This is a genomic window from Flavobacterium sp. WC2416 (genome assembly GCF_041200095.1).
Lineage (GTDB): Bacteria > Bacteroidota > Bacteroidia > Flavobacteriales > Flavobacteriaceae > Flavobacterium.
On the sequence record NZ_CP165626.1, the window covers coordinates 3013981 to 3033538 of the forward strand.

The 19558-nt window shown below is 34.2% G+C and carries 16 protein-coding genes; 14 read left to right on the forward strand and 2 right to left on the reverse strand.

All coding sequences use genetic code 11. The features are described 5' to 3' along the window. Positions 1–235 precede the first annotated feature (235 nt). From AB3G39_RS12640 to AB3G39_RS12655, 4 genes are all read left to right on the forward strand, one after another. A complete protein-coding gene (locus tag AB3G39_RS12640; protein ID WP_369765393.1) occupies positions 236–2518 on the forward strand; it encodes a GH92 family glycosyl hydrolase in 2283 nt (760 codons plus the stop codon). Positions 2519–2552: 34 nt separating this feature from the next. Further along, the gene (locus AB3G39_RS12645; RefSeq protein WP_369765394.1) at positions 2553–2990 is read left to right on the forward strand and encodes a hypothetical protein; all 438 of its coding nucleotides are present in this window, start codon (positions 2553–2555) and stop codon (positions 2988–2990) included. A gap of 184 nt (positions 2991–3174) precedes the next feature. Next, positions 3175–4950, forward strand: coding sequence for a long-chain fatty acid--CoA ligase (locus AB3G39_RS12650; RefSeq protein WP_369765395.1), 1776 nt, complete (start codon positions 3175–3177; stop codon positions 4948–4950). 22 nt (positions 4951–4972) lie between these two features. Next, a complete protein-coding gene (locus AB3G39_RS12655; RefSeq protein ID WP_369765396.1) occupies positions 4973–6025 on the forward strand; it encodes a proline iminopeptidase-family hydrolase in 1053 nt (350 codons plus the stop codon). A 343-nt stretch (positions 6026–6368) separates the two neighbouring features. On the opposite strand, the gene AB3G39_RS12660 is transcribed toward AB3G39_RS12655, so the two are convergent. After that, positions 6369–6938, reverse strand: a complete 570-nt coding sequence (locus tag AB3G39_RS12660) for a hypothetical protein (RefSeq protein WP_369765397.1) — start codon at positions 6936–6938, stop codon at positions 6369–6371. Positions 6939–7167: 229 nt separating this feature from the next. On the opposite strand from AB3G39_RS12660, the gene AB3G39_RS12665 reads away from it, so the two are divergent. Together AB3G39_RS12665 and AB3G39_RS12670 are read left to right on the forward strand one after the other, a co-directional pair. Continuing rightward, positions 7168–8241, forward strand: coding sequence for a hypothetical protein (locus AB3G39_RS12665; protein WP_369765398.1), 1074 nt, complete (start codon positions 7168–7170; stop codon positions 8239–8241). Beyond that, positions 8241–9023: a restriction endonuclease gene (locus AB3G39_RS12670; RefSeq protein WP_369765399.1), complete on the forward strand. Its 783-nt coding sequence runs from the start codon at positions 8241–8243 to the stop codon at positions 9021–9023. Before AB3G39_RS12665 ends, AB3G39_RS12670 begins: the two co-directional genes overlap by 1 nt. 165 nt (positions 9024–9188) lie before the next feature. On the opposite strand, the gene AB3G39_RS12675 is transcribed toward AB3G39_RS12670, so the two are convergent. Continuing rightward, on the reverse strand, positions 9189–10142 hold the full coding sequence (locus AB3G39_RS12675; RefSeq protein WP_369765400.1) for a hypothetical protein: 954 nt from the start codon (positions 10140–10142) through the stop codon (positions 9189–9191). 438 nt (positions 10143–10580) lie between these two features. On the opposite strand from AB3G39_RS12675, the gene AB3G39_RS12680 reads away from it, so the two are divergent. From AB3G39_RS12680 to AB3G39_RS12715, 8 genes are all read left to right on the forward strand, one after another. Beyond that, positions 10581–11063 carry a MarR family winged helix-turn-helix transcriptional regulator gene (locus AB3G39_RS12680; protein ID WP_367752244.1) on the forward strand — a complete coding sequence of 161 codons (483 nt, stop codon included), beginning with the start codon at positions 10581–10583 and terminating at the stop codon, positions 11061–11063. 73 nt (positions 11064–11136) lie between these two features. After that, positions 11137–13527 carry a 3-hydroxyacyl-CoA dehydrogenase NAD-binding domain-containing protein gene (locus AB3G39_RS12685; protein ID WP_369753503.1) on the forward strand — a complete coding sequence of 797 codons (2391 nt, stop codon included), beginning with the start codon at positions 11137–11139 and terminating at the stop codon, positions 13525–13527. A gap of 90 nt (positions 13528–13617) precedes the next feature. Then, complete coding sequence (locus tag AB3G39_RS12690) at positions 13618–14799, forward strand: acetyl-CoA C-acyltransferase (RefSeq protein WP_367752240.1); 1182 nt, start codon at positions 13618–13620, stop codon at positions 14797–14799. 36 nt (positions 14800–14835) lie between these two features. Beyond that, positions 14836–15189 (forward strand): four helix bundle protein, encoded by a 354-nt coding sequence (locus AB3G39_RS12695; RefSeq protein WP_367768750.1) that lies wholly within the window; start codon positions 14836–14838, stop codon positions 15187–15189. Between the two features lie 39 nt (positions 15190–15228). Next, complete coding sequence (locus AB3G39_RS12700; protein WP_369765401.1) at positions 15229–17019, forward strand: acyl-CoA dehydrogenase family protein; 1791 nt, start codon at positions 15229–15231, stop codon at positions 17017–17019. Between the two features lie 132 nt (positions 17020–17151). Beyond that, on the forward strand, positions 17152–17679 hold the full coding sequence (locus tag AB3G39_RS12705; RefSeq protein ID WP_367768744.1) for a superoxide dismutase family protein: 528 nt from the start codon (positions 17152–17154) through the stop codon (positions 17677–17679). A 24-nt stretch (positions 17680–17703) separates the two neighbouring features. Then, positions 17704–18273, forward strand: a complete 570-nt coding sequence (locus AB3G39_RS12710) for a YdeI family protein (RefSeq protein ID WP_367768742.1) — start codon at positions 17704–17706, stop codon at positions 18271–18273. An 81-nt stretch (positions 18274–18354) separates the two neighbouring features. Beyond that, positions 18355–19554 (forward strand): LETM1-related biofilm-associated protein, encoded by a 1200-nt coding sequence (locus AB3G39_RS12715; RefSeq protein ID WP_367768740.1) that lies wholly within the window; start codon positions 18355–18357, stop codon positions 19552–19554. Positions 19555–19558: the final 4 nt, after the last annotated feature.

Genomic DNA, 19558 nt, shown 5'->3' on the forward strand with positions numbered 1-19558 from the left:
GCGCTTTTTTACACTATAAATAAAATTTGTTTAGTAACACCATTCTTAATACTAATCAATGGATATCAAACTCGTGCACCATTTCGTTGGCCATAGACGGAAGATTGGAAAAGTCGTTCTGCTTTGAAGTCTTTTTTTATACGCTAATAGTTGCTCAAAAAAATAGGATTCCCTAGATTTGAAAAGAATCCCATATTTACAAAAAACGACCTCAATTCAACCAAGAAAATAGACTATGAAAAAGACATTTCTTTTCTCCATATTAATCCTTTCTTTTGTCTCCCAAGCCCAACAAAATTTAATTCAATATGTAAAACCAATTATCGGTACCGAGAAAATGGGACACACCTACCCTGGTGCTACGGTTCCTTTTGGAGCAGTACAATTAAGTCCAGAAACGGATACTATCTCCTACGAAATAAACGGAAAATACAATGGTGATGTGTATAAATATTGTGCGGGTTACAAATACGAAGACAAAACTATTGTTGGTTTTAGCCATACGCATTTGAGCGGAACAGGACATTCGGATTTAGGGGATTTTTTAATCATGCCAACTCAAGGAAAACTACAATTGAATCCAGGAACTGCTGCTAATCCTAAAAGTGGCTATCGTTCCTCCTATTCACATGCTAATGAAATAGCAGAAGCAGGTTATTATAAAGTAAAATTAGACGATGATAACATTCTGGCCGAAATGACCGCTACTACGCGAGTGGGAATGCATCAATATACGTTTCCAAAATCGGATGAAAGTCATATTATACTGGATTTGATGGCAGGAATTTACAATTACGACGAGAAAGACGTTTGGACGTACGTACGTGTGGTAAACGATACTTTGATTACGGGATATCGCCAAACCAATGGTTGGGCAAGAACGCGTACTGTTTATTTTGCGATGTCGTTTTCTAAACCGTTTACCGAATACGGGCAAAAAAATTATGATGACAAACAAGCGTACAGAGGCTTTTGGAGAAAATTCGATCAATCAAAAAATTTCCCTGAAATAGCTGGAAAAAAAATAAGAATGTATTTTGATTTCAAAACCGAAGAAGCCGAAAAAATCAAAATCAAGTTTGCCTTATCTTCAGTGAGTCAAGAAAATGCATTGCAAAACATGCAAGCTGAAATCAAAGATTGGAATTTTGAAAAAGTAAAAGCACAAGCGCAGACCAGTTGGAACAAAGAATTAAACAAAATAACCATCACTGCATCCGAGGACACTAAGGTAAATTTTTACACTGCCATGTATCATACGTTCATCAACCCAACAGTTTATACGGATGTAAACGGACAATACAAAGGACTCGATCAAGATGTGCATCAAGCGAATGGTTTTACTAATTATAGTACATTCTCTTTATGGGATACTTATAGAGCGTTGCATCCTTTTTTCAATATTATTCAGCCATCAAGAAATAACGATATGGTTAAATCGATGGTAGCACATTACGACCAAAGTGCTTTGCATATGTTGCCTATTTGGTCTCATTATTCCAATGACAATTGGTGTATGAGTGGCTACCACAGTGTATCTGTAATTGCAGATGCTATTATAAAAGGCGTTTATAATGGAGATGAAAACAAAGCTCTTGAAGCCTGTATTACAACAGCAAAACACCGCAATTATGAAGGAATTGGCTATTATATGGATTTGGGTTATATTCCTGCCGAAAAAAGCGGGGTATCGGTTTCCAACACTTTAGAATATGCTTATGACGATTGGTGTATTGCACAAATTGCAAAAAAACTGAATAAAACAGCGGTCTACGATGAGTTTATAAAACGCTCTGAAAACTGGAAAAACAATTACAATGCCACTACTGGATTCATGCAACCCAAAATGGCCGATGGAACCTTTAAAAAAGAATTTGATCCTTTGAGTACCGAAGGACAAGGGTTTATAGAAGGAAACAGCTGGAATTATAGCTTTTTTGCTCCGCAAGATCCCGCTACCTTAATTGCTAAAATGGGCGGTAAAAAAACATTTGCTGCTCGATTAGACACTTTATTCAGCATGCATTTACCCGATTCTTTTTTCGAACATACCGAAGATATTACACGTGAAGGAATCATAGGTGGTTATGTCCATGGAAATGAACCCGCACATCATGTTGCTTACTTTTACAATTGGGCAAACCAACCATGGAAAACGCAAGCTCAAGTTCGAAAAATTCTCGATATGCAATACAAACCTAGTCCAGATGGTTTAGGCGGTAATGACGATTGCGGACAAATGAGTGCTTGGTACATCTTCTCTTCACTAGGGTTTTATCCTGTAGCTCCAGGTTCTGATGAGTATGCTATTGGTTCTCCATTAGTAAACAATGCCATTCTAACTTTGGAAAACGGAAACCAATTCAAGGTAAATGTGATCAATCAAAGTCCAAAAAATGTATATGTTCAAAAAGTACTTTTAGACGGAAAAACAGTAACAGATTTTGTGCTAAAACACAAATCAATTACCGATGGAGGGACGCTTACTTTTTACATGGGTTCAAAGCCTAAAAAATAAATAATAATAATACCACTTTAAACAAATTCCTAAAATGGCAAAATCAGCGAACTTATTACTCCTATCAATACTCCTATCAATACTCTTATTTGCAACTCCTACATTTGCTCAAAAAGTCGAAAAAATAATGGCGAAAGGCGGTGTGCATTACATCACTACAAATATTGATTATCCCATAACAGGAACTTACCTTTTAAATGGAGATGCGGAGCCTTTGGTGCAATTAAATCCGGATGGAACTGGGGTTTTTCAATTGAGTGATTTATCTAAAATAAATATGGATTGGGGAATGGAATGTTTTGAAAATGGAACGCCCAAATACCAGAAGGGATTTAATTATGCCGTGTATTCGCTATGGTATAAAAACAAAGCTGAAACAGATGGAAATTGGACATACGCGCACTTTTCTATCCATTTTCAAAAGAAGAAAATGTTCATTTTAGGAGATCGTAGTAAAGATTATGTAGATTAATCTTTATTGGACAAAACCTCCAAAAACGACTTTACAACTCTAAATCAACAGCTTAAATCGCATTTTAAGAAAACGATTTCGCTAAATTTGATAATTCTAATTTATTTTTCCTAATTAATTATTTAAAAACAAAAATTATACTGTTTTTTTATTTAATTTGCGAATCAATTCAATAATTTTATTAATGACTTCTATAACCAGACTCTTTGATTTTCCTTATTATCAGCAAGATAAATACACTTCAATTCCAGATGCTTTAGTAACAAAGCAAAATGGAGTTTGGGTAAAAACGTCTACACAAGAATACATTGCCAAAGCCAATAGTATATCAAGAGCATTACTAAAATTAGGAGTTAAAAAAGACGATAAAATTGCTATTATTTCTTCGAATAATAGGACCGAATGGAATATACTTGATATAGGAGTTTTACAAACGGGTGCACAAACTGTTCCTATTTACCCAACGATTTCCGAAGATGATTATGAATACATCTTAAATCATTCTGAAGCCACATATTGTTTTGTATCTGATGCAGAAGTGCTTCATAAAGTAAATTTAATCAAGGACAAAGTAACCCATCTAAAAGAAGTGTATTCTTTTAACGAAATTGAAGGTTGTAAAAACTGGAATGAATTACTGAAAATTGGCGAAGACCAAGGCAATCAAAATGAAGTTGAAATTTGCAAAAACAACGTAAAGACTACTGATTTAGCTACTATAATTTATACTTCTGGTACAACTGGAAGACCTAAAGGGGTGATGCTTTCGCACCAAAACATTGTTTCAAATGTGCTGGATAGCGCTTCAAGAATTCCGTTTGAAGCTGGGAAAAGTAGGGCGTTAAGCTTCTTGCCTATTTGCCATATTTTTGAACGCATGATTTTGTATTTGTATCAATATTATGGTGTTTCAGTTTATTTTGGTGAAGCGATTGACAAAATTAGTGACAACCTTAAAGAAGTACAACCTACAGTAATCACTGCAGTTCCAAGACTATTGGAAAAAGTGTACGATAAAATATATGCCAAAGGATCAGAACTTACCGGAATCAAAAAGAAATTGTTCTTCTGGGCAATTGATTTAGGATTGCGTTTTGAACCGTATGGTGCCAATGGAGCTTGGTATGAGTTCCAACTGAAGATTGCGCGCAAATTAATTTTCAGCAAATGGAAAGAAGGTTTGGGTGGAAATCTAGATTTAATGGTTTCAGGAAGTGCTGCTTTACAAACCCGATTGGCCCGCATTTTTGCTGCTGCCGAAATCCCCGTGATGGAAGGATACGGATTGACTGAAACTTCTCCTGTAATTTCCGTAAATGACATGAGAAATCATGGTTTCAGAGTAGGAACTGTAGGTAAAGTAATTGACCATGTAGACGTAAAAATTGCCGAAGATGGAGAAATCCTTTGCAAAGGTCCAAACGTGATGATAGGTTATTACAAAGATGAAAAACTGACTAATGAGGTTATCGTTGATGGGTATTTCCATACAGGTGATATTGGTGAGTTTGACCAAGACGGTTTCTTACGCATTACTGATCGTAAAAAAGAAATGTTTAAAACCTCTGGAGGAAAATATATTGCACCACAAATTATTGAAAACACGATGAAGCAATCCCGTTTCATTGATCAAATAATGGTGATTGGAGATGGGCAAAAAATGCCAGGCGCTTTCATTCAACCTAATTTTGATTTTGTAAAAGAATGGGCTGCTATTCATAAAATAAATGTTGGAACAACAAACGAAGAAATTATTTCTAACGCGCATGTCATTGCACGCATACAAGAGGAAATTGACACTTTGAATGAAAAGTTTGGAAATTGGGAAAAAATAAAACGTTTTGAATTGACACCCGATGTTTGGTCAGTGGAAGGCGGACAACTGACTCCAACGCTAAAATTGAAAAGAAAAATAGTCATGCAAATGTATAAACCATTATTTGACAAAATCTACAACTAACCTTTTGTAAAACGATCTCGTTATGAAACTAAAAGTCCTAATTTGCGCGATAATAAGTATATTCTTTTTTTCTAGTTGCCAAGAAAAACCAAAGGAAGATGCGATAAAAGCAAATTATTTGGATTTCTCCAAACGAGACGATCAGTTGACGGGAGGTATCAAAATGATTCCGATACAAACTCCAAAAGGAACATTTAAGGTTTGGACAAAAACGGTGGGTAACAATCCTAAAATAAAAGTATTGCTGTTGCACGGCGGTCCTGGATTAACCCATGAATTGTATGAATCCTTTGACGGTTATTTCCCTAACGAAAGCATTGAATACATTTACTACGACCAGTTAGGCTCCTATTACAGTGACCAACCCAGTGACACCAGTTTATGGACGAATGAGCGCTTTGTCGAAGAAGTAGAACAAGTCCGTAAAGCACTAAAATTAGACAGTTCTAATTTTTACTTGATGGGACAATCTTGGGGTGGAATTCTTGCGATGGAATATGCTTTGAAATACCAAAAAAACTTAAAAGGCTTGATTATCTCGAACATGATGGCCAGCGCTCCTGAATATAATGCGTACGCAAAAAACGTATTGGCACCACAAATGGACCCAAAAATCCTAAAGCAATTGCAGGATATGGAAAGCAACAATGATTTTGACAATCCAAAATACAGTGAACTGCTTTTTAAATACTATTACACCCAACACATTTTAAGAATGCCACTGGAAGACTGGCCAGAAAGCATCAACCGTTGTTTCAAGCACATCAATCCAGAGGTGTATGTGTTTATGCAAGGGCACAGTGAATTTGGCATCACAGGAAATGCATCTTTAAAAAATTGGGATGTCAAGGATCGATTAAAAACATTGACTGTCCCTACCCTATCCATAGGTTCTAAATACGACACCATGGATCCTGAACACATGAAATGGATTGCTAACGAAGTACAAAACGGACGCTTTCTATTTTGCCCTAACGGAAGCCACCTTTCACAATACGATGATCCTAAAACCTATTTTCCAGGTGTAATCAAGTTCTTGAAAGATGTCGATAGCGGGGAGTTTAAGAAGGGATAAGAAATATTTATTATAACAAAAAACCACGAATTACTGTTCGTGGTTTTTTTATGGTTTTGTTCGAAAGTAAATGGAGACACCATGCTACATTTTAGTTATTTACACCATTTCGGGGAGTGTCTTATCGCCCATCTTGGCATGCTGACGAAGGAAGCATCTCATTAAACTGTGTAAAAATAGAGAACTTAAATTATATAGGGATTTACAACAGTTGAATTCGCACAGCTTCTTTTTTTCATAAATACTTCGTACAGCTGGGTATCTAACCTTTCAATTTTCGGCTTAACGAAAACATGATGCGAAACGGTAATTCCACTAAATTCCAGCTAGCTCAAAATGACTACTATATACCGTTTTTATTTTTCTCAACAATTGGTGGTGGTGGAGGTGGTGGAAGTACATATTTTGAACTTTTCAATTTCAGTTTCTTTTCGGTTTTCGTCAGTTTTAATTTCACTTTCAGTTTATAAACCCAACCTGCTAAACTATCAAGTTCTTTAGGAGCATTATGGCTATGAACTTTAATTAACTTTGCTATAGAATCTTTATCTATTAATATTGTGTAAGTTCGGCCGTCACTATAATCTTCAAAATATTCATTTTTGAGTTTTTTAAGTTTCAGTTTCGAAATAAGCCTTATTAGGTTTTGTTCATCACTTGCTTTGATTTTGGCGGAATAACTTGTTTTACCTTTCGGTATTTTTAAATTGTCAAATACTTCACTTGCCGACCAATGCTGTCTGATGTATAAACTGTCTTTTGGTTTATAAACTAACGTAAAACTTGAACCAAAAGTATCATCGTAACTAAATTCGAAATATTTAATCGTATTTACTTCTTCTCTTTTTTTGTTGCACGAAATTAAAGTAAAAAGAAAAAGAATCACAATGATTTTATTAGTTCTACTTTGCATAGTGTTGTTATAAATGGTATAACGTCCCCGCGCTAAACGCAGTTGGGGACTTACGAAAACGAGTATTTTCGGCTAAACGAAAATACGATAAATAACGGTAATTCCAATAAATTCGCAAATGGCTCAAGACGTGTGTTATGAATAGTTCTTGTTCATTAATAATAACTTGTACATAAATAATAATATTATAAAGCATTTTTATAAATTTACATAAATTAAATAAACAATAATGATACTAAAACCAGTTAATATAGCCCTAAAAGATATAATGATTGACCAATTCAATCCAAGATTCGTTAAAGCAAGAAATGTAACACAGCCCGAATTAATAAAAATAATGCTTGAATCAAAATCTTCGAAAGAATTATTACGTAGCTTACAAGAAGATATAAAATGGGTTAATAGAATTGTTATTCAAAAAATTGAAACTCATGAGTTTCCTGATATACTTAATAAAGAAGGATCCTACAGTTATGTTGTAATAGAAGGAAATACTAGATTAGCTTGCTTAAAATCTGGCACAGTAGAAGGATATGAAGATGAAACTGAAATTCCTGTTCTAATGGCAGAACAAGAAGATGCTGAAACTATCGAAAATTTTAAAAAACAAGTTAGAATTACACAAGGAATCGCTAACGTTACCGTTGTAAAAGAATGGAGTCCAGTTTCAAAAGCTAAACATTTAGCTATTTTATATGATGATATTAAGCAAAGTAAAAGACCTGCAGAAATTTATAAGCAGATTTCTAATGAACTAGGTATTGGTGTTAAAGAAGTAAGAGAATCTATATTAAGATATTTAATTTTTAGTAAAATTGCAGAAATTTCAGAATCAATTCCTGAGGAACATTGGGGTTATTTGGAGGCTTTCGACAAAAACACAAAAATAAGATCAATAATTGGACTTGATGCTGATACTAATGATTTTTTAGATAATGATGAAGAGTATTTTACAGAAATTCTAGAAGATATTCCCAGTCTTATAAAACAAGCACTTGGTCATGGTTTAAATACTAAACAATTTAGAGATATCATATTTGAAATAATAAAAGAAACATCAAGTTCTGAAGAGTTTAATGAAATTAAAAATGAAATTTTAAACGAAAAAAGTGAAATAACTTTAATTTCAAAAATGAAAAAAATAGGAATTACAGATAAAGAACAATGGAGTAAGGAACTAGATGAAATTCTAAAGAAAATTTCTGCTTTTCCAAATATGACTGATTGGGCAATTGAATTACTTGATAAATTAACCTCTATAAAAGACAAAGTTAAAAAGCAGATAAAAACTCTTGAACAATAATGACTATCAAAGTAATTAAATCTATTGTAGATATAATAATTTCTGTATCATGGGAAGGAAAAAAGCGAATTGATAATTTAATTGTTGAATATGTTATAAATAGTTCTGAATTAAAAATTGATAAAGATATTTTAATAGATGAACTTGGTGACCCAAACACTGTGTCTTATTTAAAACTTATTAAAACGATTGAAGCAACAATATTTCAGAATATTAACTTTACCAAAGTACAATTATTTGAAGAGATTGATGGGTTTTATTTGCAAAAAAAACACTGTAATCTAGCTATTGATGAAAAATATAATGAAGTAGTGAAATTTATTAATAAAATTGAACATGAACCAAATAAAGGTATTGCTTATGAAAATTTTTGTAAAACTTTTTTAGAAGATTTAGGTATTGTTTGTGAGGTAACAAAAGCTTCTGGTGATAAAGGTATTGATGTTCTTGGAAGTTATTTGGTTGATTTTAAAGATGAAATTGCAAATTTAGTTTTTAATGAAAGAATATATTTATTGGTGCAAACTAAATATTTTGGAACTTCAATTGATACTCCAGTTATAAGAAAATTAGTTGGTGATTCTTTATTTATAAGATTCGATGAATTAGATTATTTGACCATTAAACATAATGCTGTTCATTTAATAGTTTTTAGCCATAATGGTTTTACACAACCAGCAATTGAATTTGCAAAGAAAAATAAAGTTAAACTTTTCGATTCAATGCAGATTGCACATATAATTTCTGAATTACCTGAAAAAAGTTGGAGGTGTTTATTTTAATTTGAAAAACGTTCGTAACGAATTACTCACAACGTCAGTTCGTCTAATAACCTAAATAAAGTCTTAAGAATTCCATGTTTTATATTTATAAAAGATAGGAATCCGAGAACAAAAACTCAAAAATGAGGTTTTTAGACAGTTTGGCGTGTGGTGGCAGTAGTTGTTTTATTGAGTTGCTTTCCATGAATCGTTTATATCATATTCATCTCCACGAGCAAATGAATTGTGATAATTAATTACAATCTGTTCAACCAATCCCATTTCTTCATAAGTTTTTAAAACTGTTGGAAATAGATTTATATAGTCAGCAATAAAAACACTAAACATAAAAAATGCAATTTGTAAATTATATGTAACTAGATGAGGATATGATTCTTTGTTTTTCTCAAACATATTTGCAAATTGAAAAACTGAAACATTGGAAGGATGTGAATAAAGAGAAAAATATGCATATGCATGGTCTAATTTCCCGTTTTTTATTTCCATTGTTTTTGTTAATTCTCTCCAATTTAAAAATACAACTTGTTCGTTTTCAAATCTCAAAAGATAATCTCTTTTTTTTATTTTAGTTTTTATTTTACCTTTATTTTTATCATCAAGTTTCATAAATAATGGTTTTTTTTCAATTTCAGCTTGAATACTTTCCATATATTTTTTTTCATCTTCTGATTTTTTACGATTTTCTTCAGTTGTAATTATTTCGTCAAATAGTTGTCTATATGAAAGACCAGCATGAACCCATAGTAAATACAAAATATGTTTTTCGTCTTTATTACTAGTATTTCTATAAATTAAATTGAACATTCCTGTAGTTTCATATACGTTACGAATTAATGAAGCTACAATAGTTGGGTCAATAATATTATTTAATACCCTTCCATCTTGAGATACATAATCTACACCATTTAGAACATTTTTAAGATGTAAAGCTTTTGTCATCATCATTTGAATTAAAATTTTTGCATCTGCATTTTCACGACTGTAAACATTTTCATCATGATGTTTTAAAACTGCTTGAAAGAAGAATTCAATATATATGTTTAATAAATCTTGACAATCAAAAATTGTTTCACAATTAAAAAATCTTTTGCATTGCTTTATTAATTCATCTCTTTCCATTTCGTTTCTTTTGTGGGATTTTTTTCAATTACTACCAACGGAAGCCAACTTACCAACAGTTGGGGATTAGTATTCCGGATTTTTCCTTTGTAACTATTGTATAAATATAGTAAAATCTTTACAGTTATCCGGATGTCTCAATTGTGGTCAACTGCTGTTCTACAATCGTATTTTCCTTAATCACGAGTAGCATGAGGGATGGCAGTGGCATCCTTTTATGTAGTCCCGAGGGATCCGGGTCTACATAAAAGATACAACGTACAGCCCGACCCGTAGTTTTTACGGAGGGGCATGCCCAAAAATTACGTTAAAAAATCAATCAATTAGCTCTTATTCAGTAGTGTTTTTTTATATTTAGTACTTTTTAACAAAAAATAATTGAATTTATTATGCATGCATAGTATTTTTTTATTATATTTGAAATCGATATAGTTCCTTATGAAAGACAAAACAATAGATTACATCCTTCGCGCTACTTGGCAAGCTGTAGCAAGAATGTATAACGAAGAAGCTTCTAAATACGATGCGAGTATGGCAACTGGTTTTGCCTTGTTGAGTATCGATAAAGAAGGCGGTACTCCATCGACGGCTTTGGGACCAAAAATGGGTATGGAAGCCACCAGCTTGACCCGAACCTTAAAGTCTATGGAAGAAAAAGGATTGATTATTCGGAAGAAGAATCCTGATGACGGCCGTGGTGTTTTGATTTACCTGACTGAATTTGGAAAAGAGAAAAGAGCTTTGTCTAAAAGTACGGTTTTGAAATTCAACGAGGCGGTGAAACTGAACATCTCAGAAGAAAAACTCCAACATTTCATTGAAGTGGCTGAAACCATCAATGAATTAATTCAAGATAAAAATATATTTAATAACTCAAGTGTCAGTGAAATGACGCAACAATCGGAAAACACAGAAAATTAAATCGTTAGGAGGTACTATCGTAAAATAATACCGCTGAACGATCTTCTTTTCCTATAAAAAAAATAAAAAAAGTATGAAACGCACAATTAAAAAAGTCGCAGTAATTGGATCCGGAATCATGGGTTCGGGGATTGCTTGTCATTTTGCCAACATTGGTGTCGAAGTGTTACTACTCGATATTGTTCCTAGAGAACTTACGGAACTAGAAACCAAAAAAGGATTAACCTTAGAGAGCAAAATTGTAAGAAACCGATTGGTGAATGAGCATTTAATGAATGCTTTGAAATCGAAGCCCTCTCCTATTTACAGTCAGAAATTTGCTAGCCGAATCACCACTGGAAATACGACGGATGACATGGCTAAAATTGCTGATGTAGACTGGATTATTGAAGTGGTTGTGGAAAGACTGGACATTAAAAAATTAGTTTTTGAGCAAGTGGAGAAATACCGCAAGCCGGGAACTTTGATTACGTCTAATACCTCAGGAATTCCTATTCACTTTATGAGTGAAGGACGAAGTGATGATTTCCAAAAACACTTTTGTGGAACTCACTTTTTTAACCCTGCGCGTTACTTAAAATTATTTGAAATTATTCCTGGACCACAAACTTCAACAGAAGTGTTGGACTTCCTTACTACATACGGAGAAAAATTCCTAGGTAAAACTTCGGTTGTGGCTAAAGATACTCCTGCATTTATAGGAAACCGTATTGGTATTTACGGAATCCAAAGTTTGTTTCATTTGGTAAAAGAAATGGGATTGACGATTGAAGAAGTCGATAAATTGACTGGACCGGTTATTGGTCGTCCAAAGTCGGCTACTTTTAGAACCGTAGACGTAGTAGGACTAGACACTTTAGTACATGTGGCTAACGGAATCTATGACAACTGCCCTACTGACGAACAACATGAGTTGTTTAAATTGCCGGATTTCGTCAATAAAATGATGGAAAACAAATGGCTAGGTAGCAAAACGGGACAAGGTTTCTATAAAAAAGAAGGAAAGGACATTCTGACTTTGGATTTGGACACAATGGAGTACCGCGCTGCTAAGAAAGCGTCATTTGCTACTTTAGAATTGACTAAATCAATTGATAAACCCATCAATCGTTTTAAAGTTCTAGTAAAAGGAAAAGACAAAGCAGGTGAATTTTACCGCAAGAGTTTTGCAGGTATGTTTGCTTATGTATCGAACAGAATTCCTGAAATCTCAGACGAATTATATAAAATTGACGATGCCATGAAAGCCGGTTTTGGCTGGGAAAATGGACCATTCGAAATTTGGGATGCCATTGGTGTTGAAAAAGGAATCGAAATCATGAAAGCAGAAGGTCTTGAACCTGCTGCTTGGGTTAATGAAATGCTAGCTTCAGGAAGCAAAAGCTTCTACTCTATTAAAGAAGGGGCTACGTTTTTCTACAATATCCCGACAAAAGCGCAAGTAAAAGTTCCAGGACAAGATGCGTTTATCATTCTGAACAACATTCGCGAAAGCAAAAAAGTATGGGCGAATAGCGGTGCGATCATCCAAGACTTAGGAGATGGAATCTTGAACTTAGAGTTCCAATCTAAAATGAATACAATAGGTGGTGATGTTTTACAAGCCATCAATAAAGCAATCGACTTATCAGAAAAAGAATACCAAGGATTAGTGATTGGGAATCAAGCAGCGAATTTCTCTGTAGGAGCTAACATTGGTATGATTTTCATGATGGCCGTGGAGCAAGAATATGATGAGTTGAATATGGCGATCAAAATGTTCCAAGACACGATGATGCGCGTGCGTTACTCTGGAATTCCAGTAGTTGTTGCACCTCACGGAATGACTTTTGGTGGGGGTTGCGAAATGAGCTTACACGCGGATAAAGTGGTTGCCGCAGCAGAAACCTATATGGGATTAGTAGAATTTGGTGTTGGGGTGATTCCTGGCGGTGGAGGTTCGAAAGAACTAGCCTTAAGAGCATCTGATTTATTCCATAAAAATGACGTAGAGCTGAATGTATTACAAGAATATTTCTTGACTATTGCGATGGCAAAAGTATCTACTTCTGGTTACGAAGCATTTGACACAGGACTTTTACAACAGGGTAAAGATATCATTGTAGTGAACAAAGACCGTCAAATTGCTGAAGCGAAGAAACATGCTTTACTAATGGCTGAAGCTGGTTACACGCAACCAATACGCAGAACGGATGTAAAAGTATTAGGAAAACAAGCTTTAGGAATGTTCTTAGTAGGAACGGACCAAATGGAAGCGGGGAAATACATATCAGAACACGATAAGAAAATTGCAAACAAACTGGCATATGTAATGGCTGGTGGTGATTTATCGGAACCAACATTGGTAAGCGAACAATACTTATTAGATCTAGAACGTGAAGCTTTCTTGTCCTTATGTACCGAAAGAAAAACACTAGAAAGAATTCAATTTATGCTAACCAAAGGGAAACCGCTACGTAATTAAGAAAATAGAAGCAAGATGAAAGAGGCAAGATTTTAATCTTTTGTTCTTTTCTCTTGTCTCTTTCTTCTAAAAATCTCTAAAAAAAAGAAAATGAAAACAGCCTATATAGTAAAAGCATACAGAACTGCAGTTGGTAAAGCACCAAAAGGAGTTTTTAGATTTAAAAGACCTGATGAATTAGCCGCGGAAACCATCGAATTTATGATGAACGAACTGCCTGATTTTGATAAAACTCGTATTGATGATGTGATGGTAGGAAACGCCATGCCTGAAGCAGAACAAGGTCTAAACGTAGCTCGTTTAATCTCCTTAATGGGATTAAAAATTGAGGATGTTCCTGGTGTAACTGTAAACCGTTACTGTGCCTCTGGAATTGAAACGATTGGAATGGCAACTGCTAAAATCCAATCAGGAATGGCGCACTGTATTATTGCAGGTGGTGCAGAGAGCATGAGTTTTATTCCGATGGGAGGATACAAACCTACTCCGGATTATGCTGTTGCAAAAGCAGGAAACGAGGACTACTACTGGGGAATGGGTTTAACTGCAGAAGCAGTGGCACAACAGTTTAAAGTGTCTAGAGAAGATCAAGATGAGTTTGCATTCAACTCTCATATGAAAGCCTTAAAAGCACAAGCAGAAGGAAAATTTGACAAACAAATCGTTCCTATCACTATCGAACAAACGTTCCTTAATGAAAACGGTAAAAAAGAAACGAAGTCATACGTTGTAAATAAAGATGAAGGACCTAGAGCAGGAACTTCTAAGGAAGCTTTAGCGGGTTTAAGACCTGTTTTTGAAGCTGGTGGAAGTGTAACAGCGGGTAACTCTTCACAAATGAGTGATGGTGCTGCCTTTGTACTAGTTATGAGCGAAGAAATGGTAAAAGAATTGAACTTAGAGCCTATCGCAAGATTAGTAAACTTTGCTTCCGCAGGTGTGGAACCTAGAATAATGGGCATCGGACCAGTAAAAGCAATTCCAAAAGCATTGAAACAAGCGGGATTATCATTGAATGATATCGGTTTGATTGAATTAAACGAAGCATTTGCTTCTCAGTCGATCGCTGTAATTCGTGAATTAGGATTAAATCCAGATATCGTAAACGTAAATGGAGGAGCAATTGCATTAGGTCACCCACTAGGATGTACAGGTGCAAAATTGTCTGTTCAATTATTTGACGAAATGAAACGCAGAGGTGACAAATACGGAATCGTAACGATGTGTGTGGGAACTGGACAAGGGACTGCAGGGGTTTATGAGTTGCTTTAATTTATTTTAAATGATGAATTTTAAATTTTGAATGGGATGAAAGAGAACATAATTGCTACAAAAACTTTTGATTTTGCATTAACTATAGTTCAACTTTTTATCGAATTAAAAAAAGAAAATGAATTCATTATTTCAAAACAAATTCTAAGATCCGCCACTAGTATTGGAGCAAACGTTGAAGAAGCAATAGCTGCCCAATCAAGAAAAGATTTTATTCATAAAATGGCTATCGCCTCAAAAGAAGCGAGAGAAACCAAATATTGGTTGCGCCTATTAGACAAATCAAATCTTACATCAATTTCAATGAAAAATTATTTAATTGAAATTGAACACATAATAAATATAATAACAAAAATTATAAAAACTTCTCAGGAAGACAATACAAAATAATTTAAAAATTTATAATTCAAAATTTAAAATAATAAAGTCATGAGCGACGTAACCAGAGGAGGTCAATTCCTAGTAAAAGAAACAAAATGCGAAGATATCTTTACCCCAGAAGATTTTTCGGAAGAGCAATTAATGATGCGTGACTCTGTAAAAGAGTTTGTAGACAAAGAATTATGGGCACACAAAGATCGCTTTGAGAAAAAAGACTACGCGTATACACAAGAGTGCATGAAAAAAGCGGGAGACTTAGGGCTTCTAGGTGTTGCTGTTCCAGAAGCGTATGGCGGATTAGGAATGGGATTTGTATCTACAATGCTTGTTTGTGATTACATCTCTGGAGCTACGGGATCTTTCTCTACAGCTTTTGGAGCACATACAGGAATTGGAACGATGCCAATTACACTTTATGGAACAGAGGAACAAAAACAAAAATACGTTCCTAAATTGGCTTCTGGTGAGTGGTTTGGAGCGTATTGTTTGACAGAGCCAGGCGCAGGATCAGATGCGAATTCAGGAAAAACAAAAGCAGTTTTATCTGAAGACGGAACACATTATAAAATCACTGGAGGAAAAATGTGGATTTCTAATGCCGGTTTCTGTAGTTTATTTATTGTTTTTGCACGTATTGGAGATGACAAAAACATTACTGGTTTCATTGTAGAAAATGATCCAAGCAACGGAATCACAATGGGTGAAGAAGAACATAAATTAGGAATTCGTGCTTCTTCAACTCGCCAAGTTTTCTTTAGTGAAACTAAAGTTCCCGTAGAAAACATGCTTTCGGAAAGAGGAAATGGTTTTAAAATAGCCATGAATGCGTTGAATGTAGGGCGTATCAAATTGGCAGCAGCTTGTCTAGACGCGCAAAGAAGAGTAATCTCCGGTTCCGTAAAATATGCTAATGAAAGAATACAGTTCAACACTCCTATTTCGAAGTTTGGTGCTATTCGTTCCAAATTAGCAGAAATGGCAACAAGCTGTTATGCAGGAGAAAGTGCTTCATACAGAGCAGCAAAAGACATTGAAAACAGAATTATTGCACGTGAAGCAGAAGGTGCTACGCATCAAGATGCCGAATTAAAAGGAGTGGAAGAATATGCTATTGAGTGTTCGATTCTAAAAGTGGCGGTTTCTGAAGACGTTCAAAATTGTGCTGATGAAGGAATTCAAATTTTTGGTGGAATGGGATTCTCTGAAGACACTCCGATGGAAAGTGCTTGGAGAGATGCTAGAATTGCTCGTATCTATGAAGGTACGAATGAAATCAACAGAATGCTATCAGTAGGAATGTTGATTAAAAAAGCAATGAAAGGTCATGTTGATTTACTAGGACCAGCTATGAAAGTAGCGGAAGAATTAGTTGGTATTCCTTCTTTTGAAACTCCTGACTATTCTGAATTATTTGCAGAAGAAAAAGAAATGGTCGTTAAATTGAAAAAAGCATTCCTAATGGTTGCTGGAAGTGCCGTTCAAAAATTTGGTCCAGATTTAGACGCACACCAACAATTATTGATGGCAGCATCAGATATGTTGATTGAAATCTACATGGCGGAAAGTACGATTCTTAGAACGGAAAAATTAGCCAAAAAAGAAGGAGAAGATAAAGTACAAGAGCAAATTGCCATGGCTAAATTATATTTGTACCAAGCAGTAGATGTAGTTACTCAAAAGGGAAAAGAAAGCGTAATTTCTTTTGTTGAAGGAGACGAACAAAGAATGATGCTTATGGGATTAAGACGTTTTACTAAATATACAAATATGCCAAATATTGTAGGTTTAAGAGAAACAATTACAACCAAATTAGTTGCAGAAAATGAATATTGCTTTTAAGCAAAGAAGATAGTTTTTAGTTGAATTTATTTGTCAAAAAACCGCAATTGTAGTAAAAACACATTGCGGTTTTTTTTTATTTTAGATACTACTTATTTAAGTAACTTTATATAATAATTAAAATCTAAAAAAATGAAAAAAATAGTATTATCAATTGCCCTTATTATTGCTGTTATAATTGGATGTAAAACCAACAGTAGTTCTAGTGATGCTAAGAAATTAGTCATTGCATTTGAACCAAAAAGCAATAGCAAAGTTTCAGGTACGGCCACTTTTACCGAAAAAAACGGGAAAGTAACTTTTGTAGCTAAGTTAGCCGGTTTACAACCTGGCGTTCATGCCATCCATATCCACGAAAAATCAGATTGCTCAGCAGCAGATGGTAGTTCAGCAGGTGGACACTGGAATCCAACATTTAAAAAACATGGGAAATGGGGCGTTGGAGAATACCACAAAGGGGATATTGGAAACTTTACAGCTGATGCAAATGGAAATGGAACCATCACTTTAACTACAGACGAATGGTGCATTGGATGTGGAGATCAAACAAAAGATATTCTAGGTAAAGGTTTAATTGTACACCAAGGAACTGATGATTTCACCTCACAGCCCTCAGGAAATGCAGGTGCAAGAGTCGCTTGTTCAGCAATTATAAAATAAATCAGCTAAGGAAAATACCCCATTTTGGAAGAAAAAGAACATCATTATTTTAAGAATGCAGTAGAATGGCGCAATTGGCTTCATGAAAACCATACCAACTCCAATGGTGTTTATTTGATTTTTTATAAAGTAGACAGTGCTGTTGAAAGCATGCGGTGGGAAGAAGCAGTTCAAGTTGCGATTTGTTATGGATGGATTGATTCTACTGTCAAAAAATTAGATTCCGAAAGAAGAAGGCAAGCATTCTCCCCTAGAAAAGATAAAAGTGTATGGAGCAAACTCAATAAATCCTATATTGAAAAATTGCTCCATGCTAATTTAATTCACGAAAGTGGTTTGGCAAAAATTGAAACTGCTAAAAAAAATGGATCTTGGACTAGTCTTGATAAAGTGGAGGATTTGATAATGCCTACTGACTTAGAAAACGCATTTAATAAAAATAGTAAAGCCTATCAAAATTATCTCAACTTTAGTCCTTCCTATAGAAAAAGCTACCTATATTGGCTCAATCAAGCAAAACGGGAAGAAACAAGAAACAACAGAATTACCGAAATAATCAGTTGTTGTGAGAAGAATATGAAATCTAGAAATTAATACTAATTTAATTATTAATTGAAGATTGCTTTTTTATAAATTAATAAATAAACTTTAGCTTTACAGCTTTAAAATAAAACCATGATTAACCCTTCGGCTCCAGGTTGGATAGACAAATATTTTAGTAAACAAAAACTCAAGGAAGAAAACGTTTCAACGAGTTCTGATTTATTCTATCAAAAAATCAGAAAAACTGGTTTTATATACGGACACATTGTCTCCTTTGAAACTGCAGTGCCAATTAACACTAAAGGATGGGTACAAAACGAAGTACCAAAAGTGGCTCTATTAAACACTTTACATGCTATTTATTCGTTAACAACCCAAGATAACAATCCGGAAAATTTTATTACTAAAGCGCTGTCTTTTTATAATGAAATGAACCCGAAAGGTTTCAGTTTATTTAAAAAAGTGTTACCAAACAGTGGTCCCTCTTTAAATTTAGAAAAAATAATAGACGAAAGAGTTCAAACCAATATTGACATTATCAATAAGAACTTTTCTCATATTGTGACCAATGCATTATTATTTGTAGATGTTTTGGCTTTTCGCCAATATTTACTTCACGAACAAATACCCGAAAAGTATTTAAAGAAAATTGAAGAAACCATAAATAGCCTTGTCTCACTTGCTTTAAAAACCAAGTTAAACAAATCTAATTATGATGATTTATTAATTAAACTTTTTGAAGCATCTGTACGTTACAGTAAATTCTCGAAAGTAAATGTCCAAAATCTAGAAGAATTGAATTTGGATTACTTTAGCAGTGAGTTAGAAAAATATTACTTGATTGACATGGCCGGAATGGCGTTGTGGAGTGATGGCCAAATTGAAAATGAAGAAGTCTATTTTTTACATAAATTGGGGGAGTTATTAAAAGTTCCCGATGCCTTTGTTACGGATAGTATTAAAAGTACCGATGACTTCATAAACAAAAATAAAAAGGACATCCCCTATTTTAATTATTCGAATCCCGTTAAACATTTTTATGATCAAACGACACAAAGTGTTATCACGTTAATCAGTCGAAATAAAAACAGACTGGTTAAAGAAATTGTTGAAAGTAAAGAATTAATGATTCTATTAGCAACTTCTACAAGAAGAGATTTGGATGAAAAAGAAAAGAAAAAGGTAAAAAAACAGTTGTTGGATATCTGTAAATCTGTTCCTTCATTAACTATTTTTTTATTGCCGGGAGGAAGTTTATTGTTACCTATATTAATCAAGTTTATCCCAAAGCTACTACCATCAGCTTTTAATGAAAACTTAGATGTAGAATAAAAAA